The organism is Streptomyces sp. NPDC017246 (assembly GCF_044331325.1).
GTDB lineage: Bacteria > Actinomycetota > Actinomycetes > Streptomycetales > Streptomycetaceae > Streptomyces.
Genome location: NZ_JBIRMW010000003.1, coordinates 1 through 16687, shown reverse-complemented (window position 1 = coordinate 16687; position 16687 = coordinate 1). Strand labels below are relative to the sequence as shown.

The window sequence follows — 16687 nt, the reverse complement described above, 5'->3', positions numbered from 1 at the left end:
CTGCCACTTCACGAGGGCGGCTGCCAGGTCCTTCACAGCGAGGTCCAGGGGCGTATCCGGGTCGGCTTCGCAACCGAGATCCGGCTCTGGTCGGCTTCTTGTGGTGTGCGCGACGCCGGGTGAGTAATCGTCAGGACCTCTGGATTGACTGCCGAGCGGGGAGACTGGGGTTGAGTCTCCCGTAGGGGGAGGCATGAGAGTGAGGGCATGGACGGCGACACGCTCTTCACGATCGGTGACCTGGCCCGGCGGACCGGGCTGACGGTCAAGACCATCCGGTTCTACTCCGACACCGGGATCGTGCCGCCGACAGACCGCAGCCCGGCCGGCTACCGACTCTACGACATCGGCGCGCTCACACGTCTGGATCTGGTACGCACCTTGCGTGACCTGGGACTCGACCTCGGCATCATCCGGCGGCTGCTGGATCGGGAGGTCTCGGTCCCCGAGGTCGCCGCCGCGCACGCCGACGCCCTGGAGGTGCAGATCCGCACGCTGCGAATGCGGCGCGCTGTGCTGCGTGCGGTGGCCGAACGTGGCTCCAGCCCCGAGGAGATGGATCTCATGCACAAGCTCGCCAAGCTTTCCGACGACGAACGCCGACGCCTGATCACCGACTTCATCGACGACGCATTCGGTGGGCTCGATGCCAACGCCGACTTCGTCGACATGATGCGCTCGGCCATGCCGGAGCTGCCGGACGACCCCGAACCCGAGCAGGTCGACGCCTGGGTGGAACTCGCCGAGCTCACCAAGGATCCCGACTTCCGCGCGGCCGTGCGCCGCATGGCGCAGTACCAGGCGGCCGAGCGCGCCCAGGGCGACCGCACCGGCCTGCACCACGACCTCACCGAGGCCGTCCGGGACAGCGTCGGCCGCGCGATCGAAGGAGACATCGCCCCGGCCTCGGCCGAGGCCGCACCCGTTGTCGACGCCCTCACGGCTCGCTATGCGCAGACCTTCACCCGCGCTGACGACGCCGACCTGCGCCGCTGGCTGCTGACACGCCTGGAGGTCGCCGGCGACACCCGCGCGGAACGCTACTGGCACCTGCTCGCCGTCATCAACGGATGGCCCGTCCCGCCCAGCCTGGCTCCGGTGTTCACGTGGTTCACGCAGGCCCTGCGCGCCCGCACCGGGCAGCCGTCCCGCGTGGAGTAGTCCCGCGCCCGGCGTTCCCCCGTTCCTCGCGGCCTCGACCAGGCCGCGAGGTCCCAGGGGCGTCCGACGGCGGATCCGTTCCCCCGCCGACGATCAGTTCGCCTTCCCCCTGGCCCGGGACGGGGCGGTCGTCGGCTTCGGCGGGCCGCTGCCCCTCCTTGTTTCGGATGCTGATTACGGCTTGCGTCCGCACCATGCCACGAGGCGGTCGATGGCCGGCGCGTCCGCGTCGACGTCCACCGCGGCCCCGAACGGCGCGCCGTCACGCGGCCCGGTGGGCAGCCCGCGCCTCATGGCGGCGTACGAAATCGCCACGATCTCGGGCCCCCACTCCGGGAGTTGACCGGTCGCGGTGGCCACGTCCCAGGTGTGAACGGTGAATTCCGAGGTCCAGACCGCTGCGGCGGCGGCACCCGGAAGGCTGCCGAACGGAAGGGTCAGCGTCCGGCCCAGGATCGCGGGATCCGCCCACGCCGCCTCGACCTCACGCACCGCGGCGTCCCACGCCTCCTGCCAGTCGGTGTCCGCGAGGTCGTCGTCGACCGTGGGCAGACTCGTCACGTCACCGCCGCGCCCGGCGAGGGAGATTCGGCGCAGGACGGCGACGAGGTGCCCGGCCAGCCGGCGGACGGTGAATTCGGGGCAGGGCGTGGGCCCGTCGAACTGCTCGGGCCGGACCGCGGCGACGGTGCGTCCGGCCAGCGCGATTGCCTTCAGCAGGTGGTGGCGAGGGTCGTCGGTGGCGTCAGGGGTGACAGTGGACCGTGGGGTGTTCTCGGTGTGAGTCATGACCCCATCCTGGAAGCCAAACAGGTCATCTCCTGGCCACTTTCCCGAAGAGAATGATCGGTATGAGAGCCGATCGTCTGGTGGCAACGCTGCTGTTCCTCCAAACCCGCACCCGGGTGACCGTGGCCGAGGTCGCCGCCGAACTCGAGGTGTCGCCACGGACCGCACGCCGCGACCTGGAAGCCCTGTCCACCGCGGGCATCCCCGTCTACTCGCAGCGTGGCCGCGGCGGCGGCTGGTCGCTGGTCGGCGGCGCTCGTACGGACCTCACCGGGCTGACCGCCGAGGAGATCCGGGCACTGTTCCTGCTCGCGGGTCCTTCGTCGACCACTCCCGAACTCCGCACGGCCATGCGTAAGTTGGTACGTGCGCTGCCCGCACCCCTGCGTTCGGGCGCCGAGGCCGCGTCGCGGGCCGGCCTCACCGACGGTACAGACTGGTCCCGCACCGGCCCGGCCACCGGACCGCACCTCGACGCGCTCCGGCGAGCCGTGGTGGACGGGATTCAAGTGCGGCTCGGATACGCCGGGCCCGGCAAGCCCGTCGGCGTGCGAACCGTCCATCCGCTCGGGCTCGTGACGAAGGCGGGTCACGACTACCTCGTCGCCGATACGGAGCGGGGCTTGCGGACCTTCCGGCTCAGCCGGGTCGACTCGGTCGAGGCAACCGGCGAGCCCGTCGTACGGCCGGACGGCTTCGACCTTCCCACGGTCTGGCGTTCGTTCGCCGCGCGCTTGGAGGAGCGGCTGTACGCGGCGACGGTTCGGGCCCGGGCCGAGCCGGGTGCCATGCCGATCCTGAAGCGGCTGTTCGACGGAAGCCTGCACGTCGGTCCGATGCTCCCCGACGGGTGGACGGAGATACGGATCGACGGGCCGACGCCGGAAGTCGTCGCGACACAGTTGGCCGGGCTGGGGGCACGCATCGAGGTGCTGGACCCGCCCGAGGCGAGGGAGCGGCTCGCCCGTCTGGCGGTCGAGCTGGGCGGTGTGTACGGACCGCCAGGCTCTGAACAACAAACAGTGCACTGACCCTGAGGCTGAGTGCACGAAGAACAACAGCGTCTACCTCGACGCACAGAACGGCATGAGGACGCCGAGGCCAACGTGTCGACAGCGGAACAGGCACTCGCCGGGCCCGGACCGACCGGACGAAGTCCGACATCACTGCGCATCCCGACCCCGCCCCGGGCGTGACCGACTCCGCCGCCGACCCCTCAGTCGGTGCCCGCGCCTCTTGGTGTTCCGCTCGGATCGGTCAACGGCTCACCCGGTAGCGCAGGTGAAGCACCTGGTTGCCCTGAATCACCACGTCAGGATCTTCCAACGACGACCACGTGGTCGATCCCGCCCGGAGGCTTCCCGTCCCAGCCGTCCGTGATGTCGAAGACGTGGCGGCCGACGATTGTCGCACCGATCTGGTCCCAGTACGGCCGGGTGTAGTCGTAGGACGTCTGCGACACCTTCAGCGCGCCGCTCTCGTCCAACGGGACGTCACCGCTGGACAACCAGTCGAACAGTGGTCCCGGCTGGTCATTCTCGTCCGCGACGAAGCCGTCCACCGACACCGAGCTGTACATGACCACCTTGCCCACAGGGCTCTCCTCTGCTTTGGGGTGCCCTCAAATTAGCGTGTCATGAGCTGCCGCTCCTGTAAGGAATCGATGGGCCGGAAGAGGCCGGCTGTCCAGCGCGTGACCGGGATGTTCGCGCGGGAACCGGCGTCGGACTTCGACGTACCGGGTCGGCGTGAGCCTGGCGAACGCCCGGAACCCGTGGCCGAAGTGGGCCTCGGGCTGCCGCCGGAACGGGCGAGCGTCCGGAGTGAGGTAGCCAGCAGGTCAGCGAGGTCCGGGCGCCCGCTTGAGCGTGGTGTGGGGACCGCGTTCCGCGCGGACGGTGGTGGGCGGGGTGTCGGCGAGGCGGACGCGGGTGCCGTTGAGGGTCACAGGAAAGCCCGCCCGGTCGAGGGCGGCGAAGGCTTCGGCCCAGTGGGAGGTGTCGACCTCCACCGCTGTGGTGGTGCCGATGATCTCGCGTTCGGTGCCGGCGGCGACCGCGTACCCGTGGGACATGAGGATGAGCCGGTCGCACTGCCGGGCTTCCTACATGTAGTGGGTGGTGACCAGGACCCCGGTGCCCTGCTCCGCCTGTTCGTGGAAAGCGTCCCACAGGCGGGCGCGGGAAAGGGGGGCGACGCCGGAGGTGGGTTCGTCCAGGACGAGGAGTTCGGGGTGGTGGGCGAGGGCGATGGTGAAGGCGAGTTGGCGCTGGAGGCCGAGGCCGATCTCTCCGACGAGGCGGTGCTCGACGGCCGCGAGGGCGGGTTCGAGGACAGGAGGCCGGGCGTCGAAGGCCGCGGCGGCGAAGGAGACGTTCTCGGCGACGGTGAGGGTCTGCCACAGGCCCAGGCCCTGGGGGACGTATCCGAGGCGGCCGCGGGTGGTGCGGTCGGGGGTCCGGCCGAAGGCGGTGACGGCGCCTTCGGTGGGGAGGGTCAGGCCGGGCAGGATGCGGATGAGGGTGGTCTTCCCGGCGCCGTTGGCGCCGAGCAGGCCGACGATCTCGCCGGGGCGGACGTTCATGGTGACGGTGTCGACGGCCGTGAACGTGCCGAACCGCTTGGTGACGGTCTCGGCACTGATAGGACGTCACTCATGTCAGGCCTCCTGCTGCTGGGCGGCGAGGGTGAGGGCGATGACGGTGTCCTCCATGTCGGCGGTGACCGGCTGCTCGCCGGGACGGGCGGGGCCGGGGTGCCAGGAGCGGGTGGCGCGGCCGCGGCGCCAGGACAGTTCGCGCGGCCCGGCGGGAGCGTCGCCGCTGGTGACGGTTCCGGGCACGTGGGCGAGGACGTCGGCGGAGTGCCGGAGGCGAGGGCGTGCCCGTCGTTGAGGACGAGGCAGGTGGAGGTGCGTTCGGCCTCGTCGAGTTAGGTGGTGGCCATGACGGCGGCGGCGCGGGAGATCAGCCGCCACAGGTCGACGCGGGAGACCGGGTCGACACCGGTGCTCGGCTCGTCGAGGACGAGGAGGCGAGGGCGGTGCAGGGTGGCCAGACAGAAGGAGAGCTTCTGCCGCATACCGCCGGAGAGCGCACCGGCCAGCCGGTCGGTCGCCCGGTCCAGGCCCGCCGCTTTCAGCAGCTCGTCGCGCCGCCGGTCGAGTGCGGTGCCGGTCAGGTGGTGGGCGGCGACGACGAAGGCGATGTTCTCGACGACCGTGAGGTCCTGCCAGACCCCTGAGGTGCCGGTGGGCATGAAGCCGCACTCGACCGTGGCGGGGGCTTCGACGTGCCCGGTGGAGGGGGCGACCCGGCGCACGAGGGTACGCAGCAGGGTGGTCTTGCCGGCGCCGTCCCCGCCGACGACGGCGGCGACCTGGCCAGGAACGGCGGCAAGCGTGACGTCGTCGAGCGCGGTGGTGGCACTGAAGGCGACGCTGACGTCGAACGCGCCCCAGCCGCTCGCCGGATCCGGGGAGGTCGGGTCGGGGGTCACCGGGCGCTCCCGGCGAGTGCGGCCTTGCGGGCCGCCTTCGGGGCGGCGGGGGCCAGGTCACGGCGGAAGCGCAGCACGGCGGCGGTGAAGACCAGGATCGCCATGCCCGCCAGGACGCCGAGGGGCAGCGCGAGGGAGTCGAGCGGGGCGTCGCGGAGCATGACGCCGTTGGAGATCATGCGCCGAACAGCAGGCAGCCCAGCACGGTCACCAGGACCATGTCGAACGCGGCCAGCACGAAGTACGGGGCGATCTTCCCGCCGATCACGTCGGACGCCTTGAACGGCATCCCGGCCAGCTGCTCCAGCGTGCCGAGATCGCCGACCTCGTCCGCAGCGACCCCACCGACCTCGGGCAACGCCTGGTCCGTCTCTACCTCGGTCTCTGGAAGGACCCCGCCTTCCGCACACCCGCCACGGCGATGCTGCGCTCGGTCTTCACCGACGAGGAAGCCGCCGCGGCCCTCGGCCGCTTCTTCGCCGCCGAGATGGTCGGCCCCGTCGTCGCCGCCTCCGGACGGGACCAGCCCGAACTGCGGATCTCCCTCGTCATGACCCAGCTCCTCGGCCTCGCCAGCGGCTGGCACATTCTCAACGCCCTCGCCCTCGCCCACGCCGACACCGAACACCTCGTCGCCTGTGTAGGCCCCGCCGTACAGCACTACCTCACCGGACATCTCCCCACCCCCACCCGCTGATGCGCCCTGCTGGCAAGAGCCGCGGAACCAGAGGCGGTTGAAGGCGTACGCAAACGACCAGGACGACCTCCACCCGCTGGTCAACAGCCGGCCGTCGTGCCCACAGCCGCGCCAGACAGTGCGTAGATCGGACCGCTTGAGCGCGGCGAGTCGGTCCTGATCTGTGGCGACGACACGCCTCCGCACTCTCACTGGAACGGTACGCCCGCCCAGGCGTCGACGCGGTCGCCCGACACGTTGCCGAACGCGACCCGCCGCCCGCCGGCGTCCACGAACCTCCAGAGCACACCCGCGGACCACTGGGTCGTGTCACGCGATGGTGTCGGCAACCCTTGTTCCAGGCTTCGCCGGCTTTCGGGCCAGGAGGTACGCCTGCTGACCTTGCCGGGGCTGCTCCTGCTCGTTCGGCTCGCGGATCAGCCGGGCATCGACCATCAGCCCGTTCTGGCTCAGCAGCTCGGCGATGCGGTCAGGAGAGACCCAGTAGACGTCGAGGGACAGCTCGTGCCCGTATGCGTTCTCCAGGTGTCGGAGCCTGTCACCGGCCTTGAAGGCGAGCAGCAGATGGCCGCCCGGAGCCAGCACGCGGTGAAACTCCGCGAACACGACCGGCAGCACCTCCGGAGGGGTGTGCACGATCGAGTACCAGGCGATGACGCCGCCCAGACTGCCGTCGGCCAGGTCCAGGCTGGTCATCGACCCTTCGTCGAATTGCAGCTCCGGATGCCTGCGCCGGGCGACCGCAACCGTTTCCGGGGACAGGTCGATGCCGAACGCGGCCACCCCGAGGGACTGCAGGTGCGCTGTCACGTGGCCGGGCCCGCAGCCGAGATTAGCGACGGGCCCGGCGTCGAAGTCCCGCGTGAGTTCGGCGAACGCGCCTATCATCGCGCGGCCGTACAGATCGTCCTCGAACGCGGCGGGCACGAGCTTGGCGTAGTTCTCGGCAACGGTGTCGTAGGCCACGCGGGTGGCATGCAGGTAGGTCGGTTCGGTCATAGCTGGGGACACTAGTGGCCGCCTGCTCTTGCCAGTTGTCCTTCACCGGGCCCCGGCCACCGCCACGTAGGGACCTCCGCACATTCAGCCCGTGGGGTGCGCGGGCCGGGCGCCCCGCGACCCGGGTGGTCGGGTCCAGTTCGAGGCGCTCTGATCTTTCGCCCGCGTAGGTACCCGGAATCCGCGGGCGGCGTAGCCCTCGTCCCCGACGACGTGTGCGGGCCGGGTCCGGGGCCTGCCCGGACCCGGTTACGGGCCGCGCATCGTGGTGCTGACGGCTTCCGCCTCAGGGCAGTCATCGCGGTTGCCGCCGGTGACCAGGAAGGCCAAGGGCCGACCTCGCCTGTCCCAGGCAAGGTGCGTTTTCGGAAAGACACCCCCTTAGCTGGCCTCCTCCGGCTTCTCCGGACGGCTCTTGCTTCGCCGGGGCGCGGTGGCGCCGCGGATCTCCTCCGTGGCCGCGCGGAACGCGGGCGCGGCGCGGGCGAAGTAGTCGAAGAGCACAGCCCGGTGCTCCGGCGGGAAGGAGCCGATCACCGCCGCGATGTGCCGGCGGGCCGGGCCGACCACGTCCTCGATGCGGTCCAGCGCGTCCGGCACAGGCTCCACGATGACCCGGCGCCGGTCGCCCGGATCGGCGGCCCGGCGGGCGTAGCCGGCCCGTTCGAGTCGGTCGATGAGCCGGGTGGTCGCGCCCGTGGTCAGCCCGGTACGGGTGGCGAGCTCACCGGAGGACAGCCCCCCCTCCAGCGTGATGAGGCTGAGCGCGTACCACTCGGACGTGTGCAGGCCGGCCGCCTCCGCGCTGGCCAGACCCTGGAGTCCGACGGCGTCCAGGTACTGCCGGAAGACCGTGTGCGCGTCCGCGCCGCCACCTGTTGCCATTTACGGGATCGCCTCCTACCTTTATATCTGCACGCATGCAGATACTGCGTTCGTTCAGTATCTGCATCAGTCTAGCCAATTGGGGAGTGGTCCGTCATGCAGCCCATCAGCGAGTCCGTCGCCTCCGTCCAGGCCGTGCTGAACCGCCTCGTCACCGCCTGGGAGCGCCACGACGCCGAGGCCTATGGCGAACTGTTCACCGAGGACGCCACGTACATCACCTACGTCGGCACCTTCTACCGAGGGCGCCGCGACATCGTGGAGAGCCACCGCACCCTCTTCGCCGGCTTCCTCAAGGGCACCCGACTGGCGGACGAGGTCCTCGACATCCGCTTCTACGGGCCCGGCGTGGCCGTGGTGAACGGGCGCGGGGACACGTACAAGGGCAAGCGCCCGGAGAAGCTCGGCAAGATCCAGACGTACACGCTCGTCCGCGAGACCGACGGGCAGTGGCGGATCGCCGCCTTCCAGAACACCAAGCGCAAGCCGCTGATGGAGGCCGTGTCCTACCACCTCGCCCCGGGCCTCGTCCCGTCCGCCGAGCACTGACGTGCGCGGCCGCCGACCCGCAGCACTCGCCGACCCGACAACCTTACGGAGAGCCCGCATGACGACCGACCTCACCACCACCGACCTCGCCACCGCAGCCGCCCCGCGCGACGGAGCCGGTGCCCCGGCCGCCTCGCCCGCCCCTCCCGCCTCGCCCCGCCGACGCCGACGCACCCTCAAGCGGGCCCTGATCGCCACCGCGCTCACCCTCGGCCTGACGGCCGGTGGGGGCTACCTGTGGCTCGACTCGGCCTCGGATGTCAAGGTCACCGGCGCCGCGGCGTGCACCGCCGTCACCCCGGCGGGCTCCGGCACCGGTACGGGCGACCGCGACGCCGTGTGCGGCGTGCTGTCCTCGCTCGCCGCGGCCTGGGGTGCGGCCGACGCCGACGCGTACGGCGCCCTCTTCACGCAGGACGCCACGTACACGACGTACGTCGGTACCCACTATCAGGGCCGCGGCGACATCATCGAGGCCCATCGGGCCCTCTTCGGCGGCTTCGTCAAGGGGACGAAGCTGGCCGACTCCATCCTGGGCATCCGTTTCCTCGGCCCCGACGCGGCCGTCGTCACCAGCCGCGGCGACACGTACACGGGCGGGCGGCCGGGAGAGCTGTCGAAGGTCCAGACGTACACGCTCACCCGGGAAGCCGACGGGCGGTGGCGAATCGCGGCCTTCCAGAACACGCAGCGCCAGCCGGTCATGGAGAAGGTCTCCTTCCTGCTGTCCCCCGGCACGGTGCCCGGGGCCGAGAAGTGACCGCCCGAGCGGCCCGACCCGCTCGCGCCGCCCTGGTCACCGGGGCCAGTGCGGGCATCGGCCTGACCTTCGCCCACGAACTCGCCTCGGCCGGCTGGACCGTGACCGCCGTGGCCCGGGGCGAGGACCGGTTGCGCGCGCTCGTAGAGGAGCTCGGACCCGGCCACCGCTACTTGGTCGCCGACCTCTCGACCCCCGAAGGGCAGGGACTGGTCGCCGCCGAGCTGGTCCGGCGACCCGTCGAGCTGCTGGTCAACAACGCCGGCACCGCCCACCACGGCCCCTTCACCGGGACCGGCCCACGGGAAGCGCTGGCCGCCCTGCACCTGAACGGCGACGCCGTCGTCGTACTGGCGCACGCCTTCCTCTCCGGGGCCCGGCGCGGGGACGTGCTCATCAACGTCTCCTCCACCCTCGCGCACGCCCCGGCCCCGGGCCTCGCCGTCTACAGCGCCGGCAAAGCCTTCGTGACAGCCTTCTCCGAAGCCCTCTGGTACGAGCAACGCCCCCTCGGCGTCCATGTCATGGCCCTCTCCCCCGGCCCGACCTCCTCGGAGCCGGAGCCGGAGCTGGAGCCGGGGACGGAGCCGGAGTCGCAGCAGGCCTCCGGCCCCGGGGCGGCCTCCCGTCGCCACCAGGACGCCCCGGCAGCCATGGTCCAGAGCCCGACGGCGGTCGTACGCACCGCTCTGCGCGCCCTGGACCGCCGTACCGGCCCCACCGTCGTCCCGGGGCGGGCGAACTCCCTCTTCGTCCTCGCCACCCGCCTGTTGCCGCGCCGCACGCTCCTGGCGATGCTCAGCCGCTAACTGTATCGGTGTGCGGGCCAGGTCCACCGCGGCCGCCCGTGAGTGGGAGAGCCGGGTCATCTTCCTCCCGCTCCCTGCCGGATGGCGAGCCGCGAGGCAATCGACCGGGAACAGCCCGACCGGCCGGCACATGATGATGTGCCGGCCGGTGGAATGGGTCAGGCGAGGGTGAGGAAGAGTTTCTCCAGCTCGTCCTGCGTCATGGGCGGGGCGTCGGAGTCATCGGCGAGGCACTGACGCATCCCACTCGCCACGATCTTGAACCCGGCCCGGTCCAGGGCCCGGGACACGGCGGCCAGCTGGGTCACGACGTCCTTGCAGTCACGGCCGGACTCCACCATCGTGATCACCGCGGCCAGCTGCCCCTGCGCCCGCCGCAGACGGTTCAGGACGGGCCGTACCGCTTCTTCGTCCACCTGCACGAGATCCTCCTTCACCCCCCTGACGAGAATACCCTAAGGGGTATAAATCAGGACCTTACTGTGTGGCGCTCGTGTCCCTCCCTTGGCGTGGCGTGCCGTGGCCCGGAGGCAGCCGCACGAGGACTCGATGAGCGTCGGGCCCGCCGCAGCCGGGAAGCGAGCCCGACGGCCAGGGCGGCACCGAGCACGGCCCAGGTGGCGGGGTGGTTCCAGACGCCGGTGTCGAGCTGCTGGGCGAGGACGAAGACGCCCATGACCACGACGAACCAGCCGAACGCCGTACGCAACGTGTCCTGCGGGATGCGGCCCGCGAGCCGCCCTCCGACCAGACTGCCGACCACCGCTGTGGCGGTCACGGTCAGGGCGAGTCGCCAGTCGATCTCGACGCCGGAGAGGTGCCCCGCAAGTCCGGCGAAGGACTTCATCGCGATGACGAGGAGCGAGGTGCCGACAGCGATGCCCATCGGCAGGCCGCCGAGGATGGCGAGGGCGGGGACGACGAGGAAGCCGCCGCCGGAGCCGACCAGACCGGTCACGGCGCCGACGACGAGTCCCTCCACCGCGATGTGCTTCAGGGGCAGTTCGTGGCGCGCGGGCCGCGCCTGCCCCTTCTTGCCGCTTCGGGGCTTGCGCAGCATCGCGTAGGCAGTGGCCAGCATCATCAGCGCGAACGCGACGAGCAGGACCGTTCCCGGGATGTACTCGGCCAGCCGCCCGCCGCCGTACGCGCCGACCATACTGAAGGCGCCGAAGAGCAGACCGGTCCGCCACCGCACCCGATGGGCCCGCGCGTGCGGGATCAGAGCGGCGAGGCTCGTGACGCCGACGACGAACAGCGACGTGGCGATGGCCTCCTTGGTGCCCTGTCCGGCCAGGTAGACCAGGATCGGTACGGTCAGGATGGACCCGCCGCCGCCGAGGACGCCGAGACTGACACCGATGAGCAGGGAGACCGCCACGATCAGGGCGGTCACGACGCGCTCCGCAGCTCCGCGATCACGGTGCGGATGTCGGCGCGGGGGCCACGGTTGTAGGGCAGCTTGGACAGCAGGACACCCATGGCGCAGGAGTTGCTGAGGGCCGCGTACGTCAGGCCTGCCCCGACCGCGGTGCCGATCAGGTGCGCGCCCGAGACGAGCAGCCCGACAAGGCCGGTGGCCAGGACGATCGAGCCCGCCACGAGCCGCACCTGGCGCTCCATGTCCCACCGCTCCGGACCCCGGTTCACGGGCGCTCCGGCCGTCTCCCAGGCGACGATCCCACCCTCCAGGACGCGCAGGTTCGGCAGCCCGGCCTCCGACAGGGCCTTCTCGGCCTGCGCGGCACGCTGCCCGGAGCGGCAGACGAGCACGACGTCCTCGTCCAGGTGGGCCAGGAGCTCGGCGCGGTGCTCACGCAAGGTGTTCAGGGGCACGTTGTACGAGCCGGGGATGTGCGCCGTACGGAACTCACCGGGCGTCCGCACGTCGAGCAGGCGCGGCACGCGCCCTTCCTGAACGAGTCGGTGCAGTACTGCGGCAGTGAGCGAGGGGGCGGGGGTGGTGCTCATCGGATTCCTTCGAATGATCCATATACACCCTGGGGGGTATATGTGGGAGCTGCTGGGGCCCGGATGGATCGCGGGCCCCAGGGGATCGGAGTCGCGCCGGTCAGACGTTCACGGTCTCGGCCGCGAGGGCCCAGGCGGCCCAGCCGCCGAGGATGTCGGACACGTCGCCGAATCCGCGGTGGCGCAGGAGGCTGGCGGCGATGGAGGAGCGGTGGCCGCCGGCGCAGTGCAGGACGAGGGGCCGGTCGGCGGGCAGCTCGCCGGTGCGGGAGGGCAGTTCGCCGAGCGGGATGTGCAGGGCCTCCGGGATGAAGCCGTTGGCCTCGCGCTCGCCGCAGGTGCGCACGTCCACCACGAGCGGCGGGTTCTCCCCGGCCAGGGCGGCCTTCAGGTGCGCGGCGGTGAGCCGACTGGCTGGGGCGACCTCGTCGGCCATCACCCGCAGCGCATCCTCGGGGTTGCGGACGTAACCCACGGCACGGTCGAAACCGACGCGGGCGAGACGGGTGACGACCTCCACCTCCCGGTTCTGCGGGGCCAGGACGACCAGCTCCTCGGCCGGGTCCAGTACGCTGCCGGCCTGTTCGGCGAACCGGCCGTCGGCGGGCACGTTCACCGCGCCGGTCAGGTGGCCGGCCGCGAACTCCTGCGGGTCGCGGGCATCCACGACGATCGCGCCGGCGGCCCGCAGTCCGGTGAACTCGGCGAGCGTCAGCGGCCGGGGGGCCGCCGTGGCGTCGTAGCGGGCGCGGTCCTTGCGGTTGAGCTCGGCGTCGTAGGCGAAGTAGCCGGGCGCGGACGCCTGGCCTGCGGCGATGAGTGCGACGAACTCTTCGCGGGGCATGGGTGCGCAGGCGTAGTTGGTGGCGCGCTGCTCACCGATGGTGGACTGCTTCTCGGTGGAGAGGTTCTTGCCGCAGGCCGATCCGGCGCCGTGGGCGGGGAAGACGCGGACCTCGTCCGGCAGTCCCATCAGCTTGTTCTGAACGCTGTCGTGGAGCATCGCGCCGAGCTCCTCGGCGGTCACGCCCACCGAGGCGAGCAGGTCGGGGCGGCCGACATCGCCGATGAAGAGGGCGTCGCCGGTCAGCACGCCGTACGGCACCGTGTCCCCCGCCCGCTCGTACACGAGGACGCTGATCGACTCCGGGGTGTGGCCCGGCGTCTCCATGATCTCCAGGACGACGTCGCCGAGCGCGATCCGCTCACCCTCGGTGAGGTGGCGGATCGGGTACTCGGTCTCCGCCCGGGAGCCGTAGCCGATCCACGCGCCGGTCTCGTCTGCCATCTCCAGGTGGCCGGCGACGAAGTCCGCGTGGAAGTGGGTGTTGATCACGCCGACCACCGTGAATCCGTGCGCGGCGGCGTCCGCCAGGTACTCCGAGACGTCCCGGCGCGGGTCGACGACCACCGCCTGACCGGTCTTCTCGTCGGCGATCATGTACGACGCCTGGGACAGGCAGTCGAGGTAGTACTGGGCGAAGAACACGGCAATCCCTTCATCAGGAACGCACGCCCGAAGCGGGCGCGAGGACTGGGGTACGGGGCGGTGGCCCGGCCTCGAAGGCGGGTCCGGCCCCGGAGGCAGGGGTCAGGCGGCGTGAACGGCGTTGCCGCGCACGAGCGGCCGACCGGCGCGGGCCCAGGCCGCGGTGCCGCCCACGACGGAGACGGCGTCCACGCCCAGAGCCGCGAGCTGTTCGACGGCCCAGGCGCTGCGGTTGCCGCTCGCGCAGATCACGTACACCGGCCGGCCGCCCGGAAGCTCGCCGAGAACGGCTCCAAGAGCTGACAGCGGGGTACTGCGCGCTCCCGGCACGTGGCCGGCCGCGTACTCGTCGGGCTCGCGGACATCGATGACGAACGCACCGTGAGCGAGCCCTGCCGCGAAGACGCCCATGTCTACTTCACGCATCGAGACAGCCCTTGCCTTAGATACCCCCCTGGGTATTTACGTACTCGACCGTAAGGCGGTCCGCAGGGGAAGTCAAATACCCCCCTAGGTATCCAGGACCACAGGGTCATGCATAAGAAGCTGCTCGATCACAATACGGGTGGGGGTATTCTGAAGTGCAGGTTTGAGCTATGTGACAGCTCGGGACACGCCCGGCGCCTTCCCCACCCCGTCAAGGCACGGAGGGCATCCGCTCGTGAACGCCACACCCACGGCCGCCGTGCCGACCGACACCTCAGGACGTCCCGTCCGACTCGGCCTCCGTGAGAACCGGCTTCAGTTCACCCTGCTCGTCGTCGTCAACGTCGCCGTGGGCGGTCTGATCGGCTTGGAGCGCACCACTGTGCCGCTGATCGGCACCGACACCTTCGGCCTGACCAGCGACCTGACCGTCTTCTCCTTCATCATCGCCTTCGGCCTCACCAAGGCCCTCACGAACCTCGCCGCCGGAACGCTGACGGCCCGCTTCCGCCGCAAGCAGCTCCTCGTCGTCGGCTGGCTGATCGGGCTCCCCGGGCCCTTCGCGCTGGCCTGGGCGCCGTCCTGGGAGTGGGTTGTCGCCGCCAACGTCCTGCTCGGCCTCAACCAGGGCTTGGCCTGGTCGATGACGGTCAACATGAAGATCGACCTCGTGGGGCCCGCCCGCAGGGGCCTGGCCACCGGACTGAACGAGGCCGCCGGCTACACCGCCGTCGGCGCCACCGCTCTGCTCACCGGATACGTCGCCACTTCCTACGGCCTGCGCCCCTTGCCGGAACTCATCGGCATCGTCTTCGTCGTCGCCGGCCTCGCTCTGGCCCTCGCCGTACGGGATACCGCCGCGCACGTCGCCCTCGAACTCTCCCAGCACGCCGCGACCCTGCCCCTCGGCGAGAAGACGGGACCGGCCGCCACGTTCGCCCGCACCTCCTGGCGGAACCGCTCTTTGCGCGGCGCCAGCCAAGCCGGACTGGTCAACAACCTCAACGACGGTCTGACCTGGGGCGTCTTCCCCCTCCTCTTCACCGACCACGGCCTCGGGCTCGCCGCCATCGGCCTCATCAAAGGCCTCTACCCCATCCTCTGGGGCATCGGGCAGATCCCCGCCGGTCACCTCGCCGACCGCGTCGGCCGCAAACCCCTCATCGTCACCGGCATGCTCGTCCAGGCCGCCGGACTCGTCCTCGCCCTCGCCCTGCTGGACACCCCGCTCCCGGCCGGACTCCTGTCCGCCGTCGCCCTCGGACTCGGCACCGCCATGGTCTACCCCGCCCTCATCGCCTCCGTCTCCGACCACGCCCATCCCACCTGGCGCGCCAACGCCCTGGGCACCTACCGTTTCTGGCGTGACATCGGCTACGCCGCCGGAGCTCTCATCGCCGGAGTCCTCGCCGACACCCTCGGCCTGAACGCAACCGTCATCGCCGCCGCCGCCCTCACCGCCACCTCCGGCCTCCTCGCGGCCCGCTGGATCACCGACGCCACGAACCATCGACTCCCCCGCACGGCCCCTGACAGCGAAGGATTCCCGGCACCCGCGGCCGTACCAACCGAGCCGCCACTCGTGTGAACGCCGCAGTCGACTTGGCCTCGTGAGGTCGCTCCGGTGAAAGCCGCCGCCCGCCCAGGCGATCCGGCCCGCAAGCTTCTTCCGGACCGGACGGGGGCCGGCCTTGATCAAAGTAAGGTGCTCCGTCGGGCGTGATCACTCAAGAGAGAAGACGGGCAAGGAATCTGAATCGCACACGTACGACGGTGGTACTCGGTCTGGTGCTGTCCACGGGTCTCGTGACCCGGTGCTCCGGAGCGGCGGCCCCTGACGCCAAGGCCGACGGCGGGGAGAAGGGGAAGGTCACGGCGTCCGCGTCGGCGGCACCGAAGCGCCCGGTCTACCACCGTCGATGACGACGGCCTCGCCATCTCCCCGGACGGCAAGACCGCCGTGGTGCAGTACGGCAAGGGGGGCGGTCGCCTGGAACACGGAGACCGGCAAGGAGTTGTGGCGCCAGGTCACGGACGAGGTGAACATCACGCCTCGCGCCCTCCCGGGCAACGGCGTCCTCTACGCGTACCTGGACGGCACCGGAGCCGCGCTCGACGCCCGCGACAAGAAGCTGCCGGCCTCCGGGATCGAGGAGATGCCGCAGTTCACGACGGACGGGTACGCCGCCGTCCGCAACGCCGGGGGCATCTTCGTCTTCGCCGCCCAGCCCGTCTGAAAGGGGCCCCGCCCCCGGTTCAGGGCTTCGGGGAGGCCGGCGGTCCACCGTCAGATTCGCGGTGAAGCCGTCGGCCGTGTCACCGATCTGGATCAGCGCCCGCCCGACGACAGTGCCGTCCGCCAGGAAGAGGTTCGAGGACATCTTGCGCGGAAACTCCGACTCCGGAAGGAGCTCGCCCGCGTCCTTCGCCCAGGCTTCTCCGGCTCCTCGATCCCACGGGCGGTCCCTCACAGGTACGTGACGCGGGGCCGACCACGTATCTCGCCCTTCCGGTGGCCGTCCCTCGCGGTCCGGGCTGCTGACGCTGGCCCGTGCGGGGTGTCCTGTGACATCGAACCTTGAGCGTGTGCCATCGAAGTTTGAGTGACTGGTGCTGTGACCGCAAAGGTCCACCGGGGCCGGGAGGGGTGAGGA

General features: G+C 71.0%; 22 protein-coding genes and 1 pseudogene. 8 read left to right on the top strand and 15 right to left on the bottom strand.

What is annotated here, in order from left to right; genetic code table 11:
- Positions 1 to 207 precede the first annotated feature (207 nt).
- Positions 208 to 1161, top strand: a complete 954-nt coding sequence (locus ACH4MY_RS08675; protein ID WP_397999513.1) for a MerR family transcriptional regulator — start codon at positions 208 to 210, stop codon at positions 1159 to 1161.
- A 174-nt stretch (positions 1162 to 1335) separates the two neighbouring features.
- Here ACH4MY_RS08675 and ACH4MY_RS08670 read toward each other — a convergent pair whose 3' ends face one another.
- Positions 1336 to 1950: a TIGR03086 family metal-binding protein gene (locus ACH4MY_RS08670; protein WP_397999511.1), complete on the bottom strand. Its 615-nt coding sequence runs from the start codon at positions 1948 to 1950 to the stop codon at positions 1336 to 1338.
- Between the two features lie 62 nt (positions 1951 to 2012).
- Between ACH4MY_RS08670 and ACH4MY_RS08665 the strand changes: the two genes are divergently transcribed.
- Positions 2013 to 2981: a helix-turn-helix transcriptional regulator gene (locus tag ACH4MY_RS08665; RefSeq protein WP_397999509.1), complete on the top strand. Its 969-nt coding sequence runs from the start codon at positions 2013 to 2015 to the stop codon at positions 2979 to 2981.
- A 293-nt stretch (positions 2982 to 3274) separates the two neighbouring features.
- Here the strand turns inward: ACH4MY_RS08665 and ACH4MY_RS08660 are convergent.
- From ACH4MY_RS08660 to ACH4MY_RS08630, 7 genes and pseudogenes are all read right to left on the bottom strand, one after another.
- Positions 3275 to 3544: pseudogene (locus tag ACH4MY_RS08660) on the bottom strand (dihydrofolate reductase); the annotation flags it as partial.
- A gap of 246 nt (positions 3545 to 3790) precedes the next feature.
- Positions 3791 to 4024, bottom strand: coding sequence for a hypothetical protein (locus ACH4MY_RS08655; protein WP_397999506.1), 234 nt, complete (start codon positions 4022 to 4024; stop codon positions 3791 to 3793).
- A 30-nt stretch (positions 4025 to 4054) separates the two neighbouring features.
- Positions 4055 to 4534 carry an ABC transporter ATP-binding protein gene (locus ACH4MY_RS08650; protein ID WP_397999503.1) on the bottom strand — a complete coding sequence of 160 codons (480 nt, stop codon included), beginning with the start codon at positions 4532 to 4534 and terminating at the stop codon, positions 4055 to 4057.
- Between the two features lie 75 nt (positions 4535 to 4609).
- Positions 4610 to 4792 (bottom strand): hypothetical protein, encoded by a 183-nt coding sequence (locus ACH4MY_RS08645; RefSeq protein ID WP_397999500.1) that lies wholly within the window; start codon positions 4790 to 4792, stop codon positions 4610 to 4612.
- Positions 4793 to 4881: 89 nt separating this feature from the next.
- Entirely contained in the window at positions 4882 to 5448 is a 567-nt protein-coding gene (locus ACH4MY_RS08640; protein ID WP_397999497.1) for an ATP-binding cassette domain-containing protein, read from the bottom strand.
- The gene (locus tag ACH4MY_RS08635) at positions 5445 to 5627 is read right to left on the bottom strand and encodes a hypothetical protein (protein WP_397999494.1); all 183 of its coding nucleotides are present in this window, start codon (positions 5625 to 5627) and stop codon (positions 5445 to 5447) included. Before ACH4MY_RS08635 ends, ACH4MY_RS08640 begins: the two co-directional genes overlap by 4 nt.
- Positions 5624 to 5806, bottom strand: coding sequence for a hypothetical protein (locus tag ACH4MY_RS08630; RefSeq protein WP_397999491.1), 183 nt, complete (start codon positions 5804 to 5806; stop codon positions 5624 to 5626). Before ACH4MY_RS08630 ends, ACH4MY_RS08635 begins: the two co-directional genes overlap by 4 nt.
- On the opposite strand from ACH4MY_RS08630, the gene ACH4MY_RS08625 reads away from it, so the two are divergent.
- Positions 5747 to 6145, top strand: coding sequence for a hypothetical protein (locus tag ACH4MY_RS08625; RefSeq protein WP_398000535.1), 399 nt, complete (start codon positions 5747 to 5749; stop codon positions 6143 to 6145). The genes ACH4MY_RS08630 and ACH4MY_RS08625 overlap by 60 nt on opposite strands.
- Positions 6146 to 6454: 309 nt before the next feature.
- Here the strand turns inward: ACH4MY_RS08625 and ACH4MY_RS08620 are convergent, their stop codons facing one another.
- Together ACH4MY_RS08620 and ACH4MY_RS08615 are read right to left on the bottom strand one after the other, a co-directional pair.
- Positions 6455 to 7144: a class I SAM-dependent methyltransferase gene (locus ACH4MY_RS08620; protein ID WP_397999488.1), complete on the bottom strand. Its 690-nt coding sequence runs from the start codon at positions 7142 to 7144 to the stop codon at positions 6455 to 6457.
- Between the two features lie 381 nt (positions 7145 to 7525).
- Complete coding sequence (locus ACH4MY_RS08615) at positions 7526 to 8029, bottom strand: MarR family winged helix-turn-helix transcriptional regulator (protein ID WP_397999485.1); 504 nt, start codon at positions 8027 to 8029, stop codon at positions 7526 to 7528.
- Positions 8030 to 8125: 96 nt separating this feature from the next.
- Between ACH4MY_RS08615 and ACH4MY_RS08610 the strand changes: the two genes are divergently transcribed.
- From ACH4MY_RS08610 to ACH4MY_RS08600, 3 genes are read left to right on the top strand one after another with little or no spacing between them, the layout of a single operon-like run.
- Positions 8126 to 8578 (top strand): SgcJ/EcaC family oxidoreductase, encoded by a 453-nt coding sequence (locus ACH4MY_RS08610; RefSeq protein WP_397999482.1) that lies wholly within the window; start codon positions 8126 to 8128, stop codon positions 8576 to 8578.
- A 58-nt stretch (positions 8579 to 8636) separates the two neighbouring features.
- Positions 8637 to 9338: an SgcJ/EcaC family oxidoreductase gene (locus ACH4MY_RS08605; RefSeq protein ID WP_397999478.1), complete on the top strand. Its 702-nt coding sequence runs from the start codon at positions 8637 to 8639 to the stop codon at positions 9336 to 9338.
- Positions 9335 to 10147 carry an SDR family NAD(P)-dependent oxidoreductase gene (locus ACH4MY_RS08600; RefSeq protein WP_397999475.1) on the top strand — a complete coding sequence of 271 codons (813 nt, stop codon included), beginning with the start codon at positions 9335 to 9337 and terminating at the stop codon, positions 10145 to 10147. Before ACH4MY_RS08605 ends, ACH4MY_RS08600 begins: the two co-directional genes overlap by 4 nt.
- A 158-nt stretch (positions 10148 to 10305) precedes the next feature.
- Here the strand turns inward: ACH4MY_RS08600 and ACH4MY_RS08595 are convergent, their stop codons facing one another.
- The 5 genes from ACH4MY_RS08595 to ACH4MY_RS08575 all read right to left on the bottom strand — a co-directional run bounded on the left by ACH4MY_RS08595 (position 10306) and on the right by ACH4MY_RS08575 (position 14033).
- Positions 10306 to 10569, bottom strand: coding sequence for a metal-sensitive transcriptional regulator (locus ACH4MY_RS08595; RefSeq protein WP_397999472.1), 264 nt, complete (start codon positions 10567 to 10569; stop codon positions 10306 to 10308).
- Positions 10570 to 10616: 47 nt separating this feature from the next.
- Positions 10617 to 11543, bottom strand: coding sequence for a sulfite exporter TauE/SafE family protein (locus tag ACH4MY_RS08590; RefSeq protein WP_397999469.1), 927 nt, complete (start codon positions 11541 to 11543; stop codon positions 10617 to 10619).
- Positions 11540 to 12118: a rhodanese-like domain-containing protein gene (locus ACH4MY_RS08585; protein ID WP_397999466.1), complete on the bottom strand. Its 579-nt coding sequence runs from the start codon at positions 12116 to 12118 to the stop codon at positions 11540 to 11542. The genes ACH4MY_RS08590 and ACH4MY_RS08585 overlap by 4 nt, the downstream gene beginning before the upstream one ends.
- Positions 12119 to 12218: 100 nt before the next feature.
- Positions 12219 to 13607 carry a rhodanese-like domain-containing protein gene (locus ACH4MY_RS08580; RefSeq protein WP_397999463.1) on the bottom strand — a complete coding sequence of 463 codons (1389 nt, stop codon included), beginning with the start codon at positions 13605 to 13607 and terminating at the stop codon, positions 12219 to 12221.
- Positions 13608 to 13709: 102 nt separating this feature from the next.
- Positions 13710 to 14033, bottom strand: a complete 324-nt coding sequence (locus ACH4MY_RS08575) for a rhodanese-like domain-containing protein (RefSeq protein ID WP_397999460.1) — start codon at positions 14031 to 14033, stop codon at positions 13710 to 13712.
- A gap of 235 nt (positions 14034 to 14268) precedes the next feature.
- Here ACH4MY_RS08575 and ACH4MY_RS08570 point away from each other — a divergent pair, with 235 nt between their 5' ends.
- Together ACH4MY_RS08570 and ACH4MY_RS08565 are read left to right on the top strand one after the other, a co-directional pair.
- Positions 14269 to 15621: an MFS transporter gene (locus tag ACH4MY_RS08570; protein ID WP_397999457.1), complete on the top strand. Its 1353-nt coding sequence runs from the start codon at positions 14269 to 14271 to the stop codon at positions 15619 to 15621.
- Positions 15622 to 16072: 451 nt separating this feature from the next.
- Positions 16073 to 16270 carry a hypothetical protein gene (locus ACH4MY_RS08565; RefSeq protein WP_397999454.1) on the top strand — a complete coding sequence of 66 codons (198 nt, stop codon included), beginning with the start codon at positions 16073 to 16075 and terminating at the stop codon, positions 16268 to 16270.
- The last annotated feature ends 417 nt before the right edge of the window (positions 16271 to 16687 follow it).

Excerpts from the sequence above, each read along its gene's own strand:
- ACH4MY_RS08675 (WP_397999513.1), top strand. The coding sequence starts at position 208 with ATGGACGGCGACACGCTCTTCACGATCGGTGACCTGGCCCGGCGGACC.
- ACH4MY_RS08670 (WP_397999511.1), bottom strand. The coding sequence starts at position 1,950 with ATGACTCACACCGAGAACACCCCACGGTCCACTGTCACCCCTGACGCC.
- ACH4MY_RS08665 (WP_397999509.1), top strand. The coding sequence starts at position 2,013 with ATGAGAGCCGATCGTCTGGTGGCAACGCTGCTGTTCCTCCAAACCCGC.
- ACH4MY_RS08655 (WP_397999506.1), bottom strand. The coding sequence starts at position 4,024 with ATGTCCCACGGGTACGCGGTCGCCGCCGGCACCGAACGCGAGATCATC.
- ACH4MY_RS08650 (WP_397999503.1), bottom strand. The coding sequence starts at position 4,534 with ATGAACGTCCGCCCCGGCGAGATCGTCGGCCTGCTCGGCGCCAACGGC.
- ACH4MY_RS08635 (WP_397999494.1), bottom strand. The coding sequence starts at position 5,627 with ATGATCTCCAACGGCGTCATGCTCCGCGACGCCCCGCTCGACTCCCTC.
- ACH4MY_RS08620 (WP_397999488.1), bottom strand. The coding sequence starts at position 7,144 with ATGACCGAACCGACCTACCTGCATGCCACCCGCGTGGCCTACGACACC.
- ACH4MY_RS08615 (WP_397999485.1), bottom strand. The coding sequence starts at position 8,029 with ATGGCAACAGGTGGCGGCGCGGACGCGCACACGGTCTTCCGGCAGTAC.
- ACH4MY_RS08610 (WP_397999482.1), top strand. The coding sequence starts at position 8,126 with ATGCAGCCCATCAGCGAGTCCGTCGCCTCCGTCCAGGCCGTGCTGAAC.
- ACH4MY_RS08605 (WP_397999478.1), top strand. The coding sequence starts at position 8,637 with ATGACGACCGACCTCACCACCACCGACCTCGCCACCGCAGCCGCCCCG.
- ACH4MY_RS08585 (WP_397999466.1), bottom strand. The coding sequence starts at position 12,118 with ATGAGCACCACCCCCGCCCCCTCGCTCACTGCCGCAGTACTGCACCGA.
- ACH4MY_RS08575 (WP_397999460.1), bottom strand. The coding sequence starts at position 14,033 with ATGCGTGAAGTAGACATGGGCGTCTTCGCGGCAGGGCTCGCTCACGGT.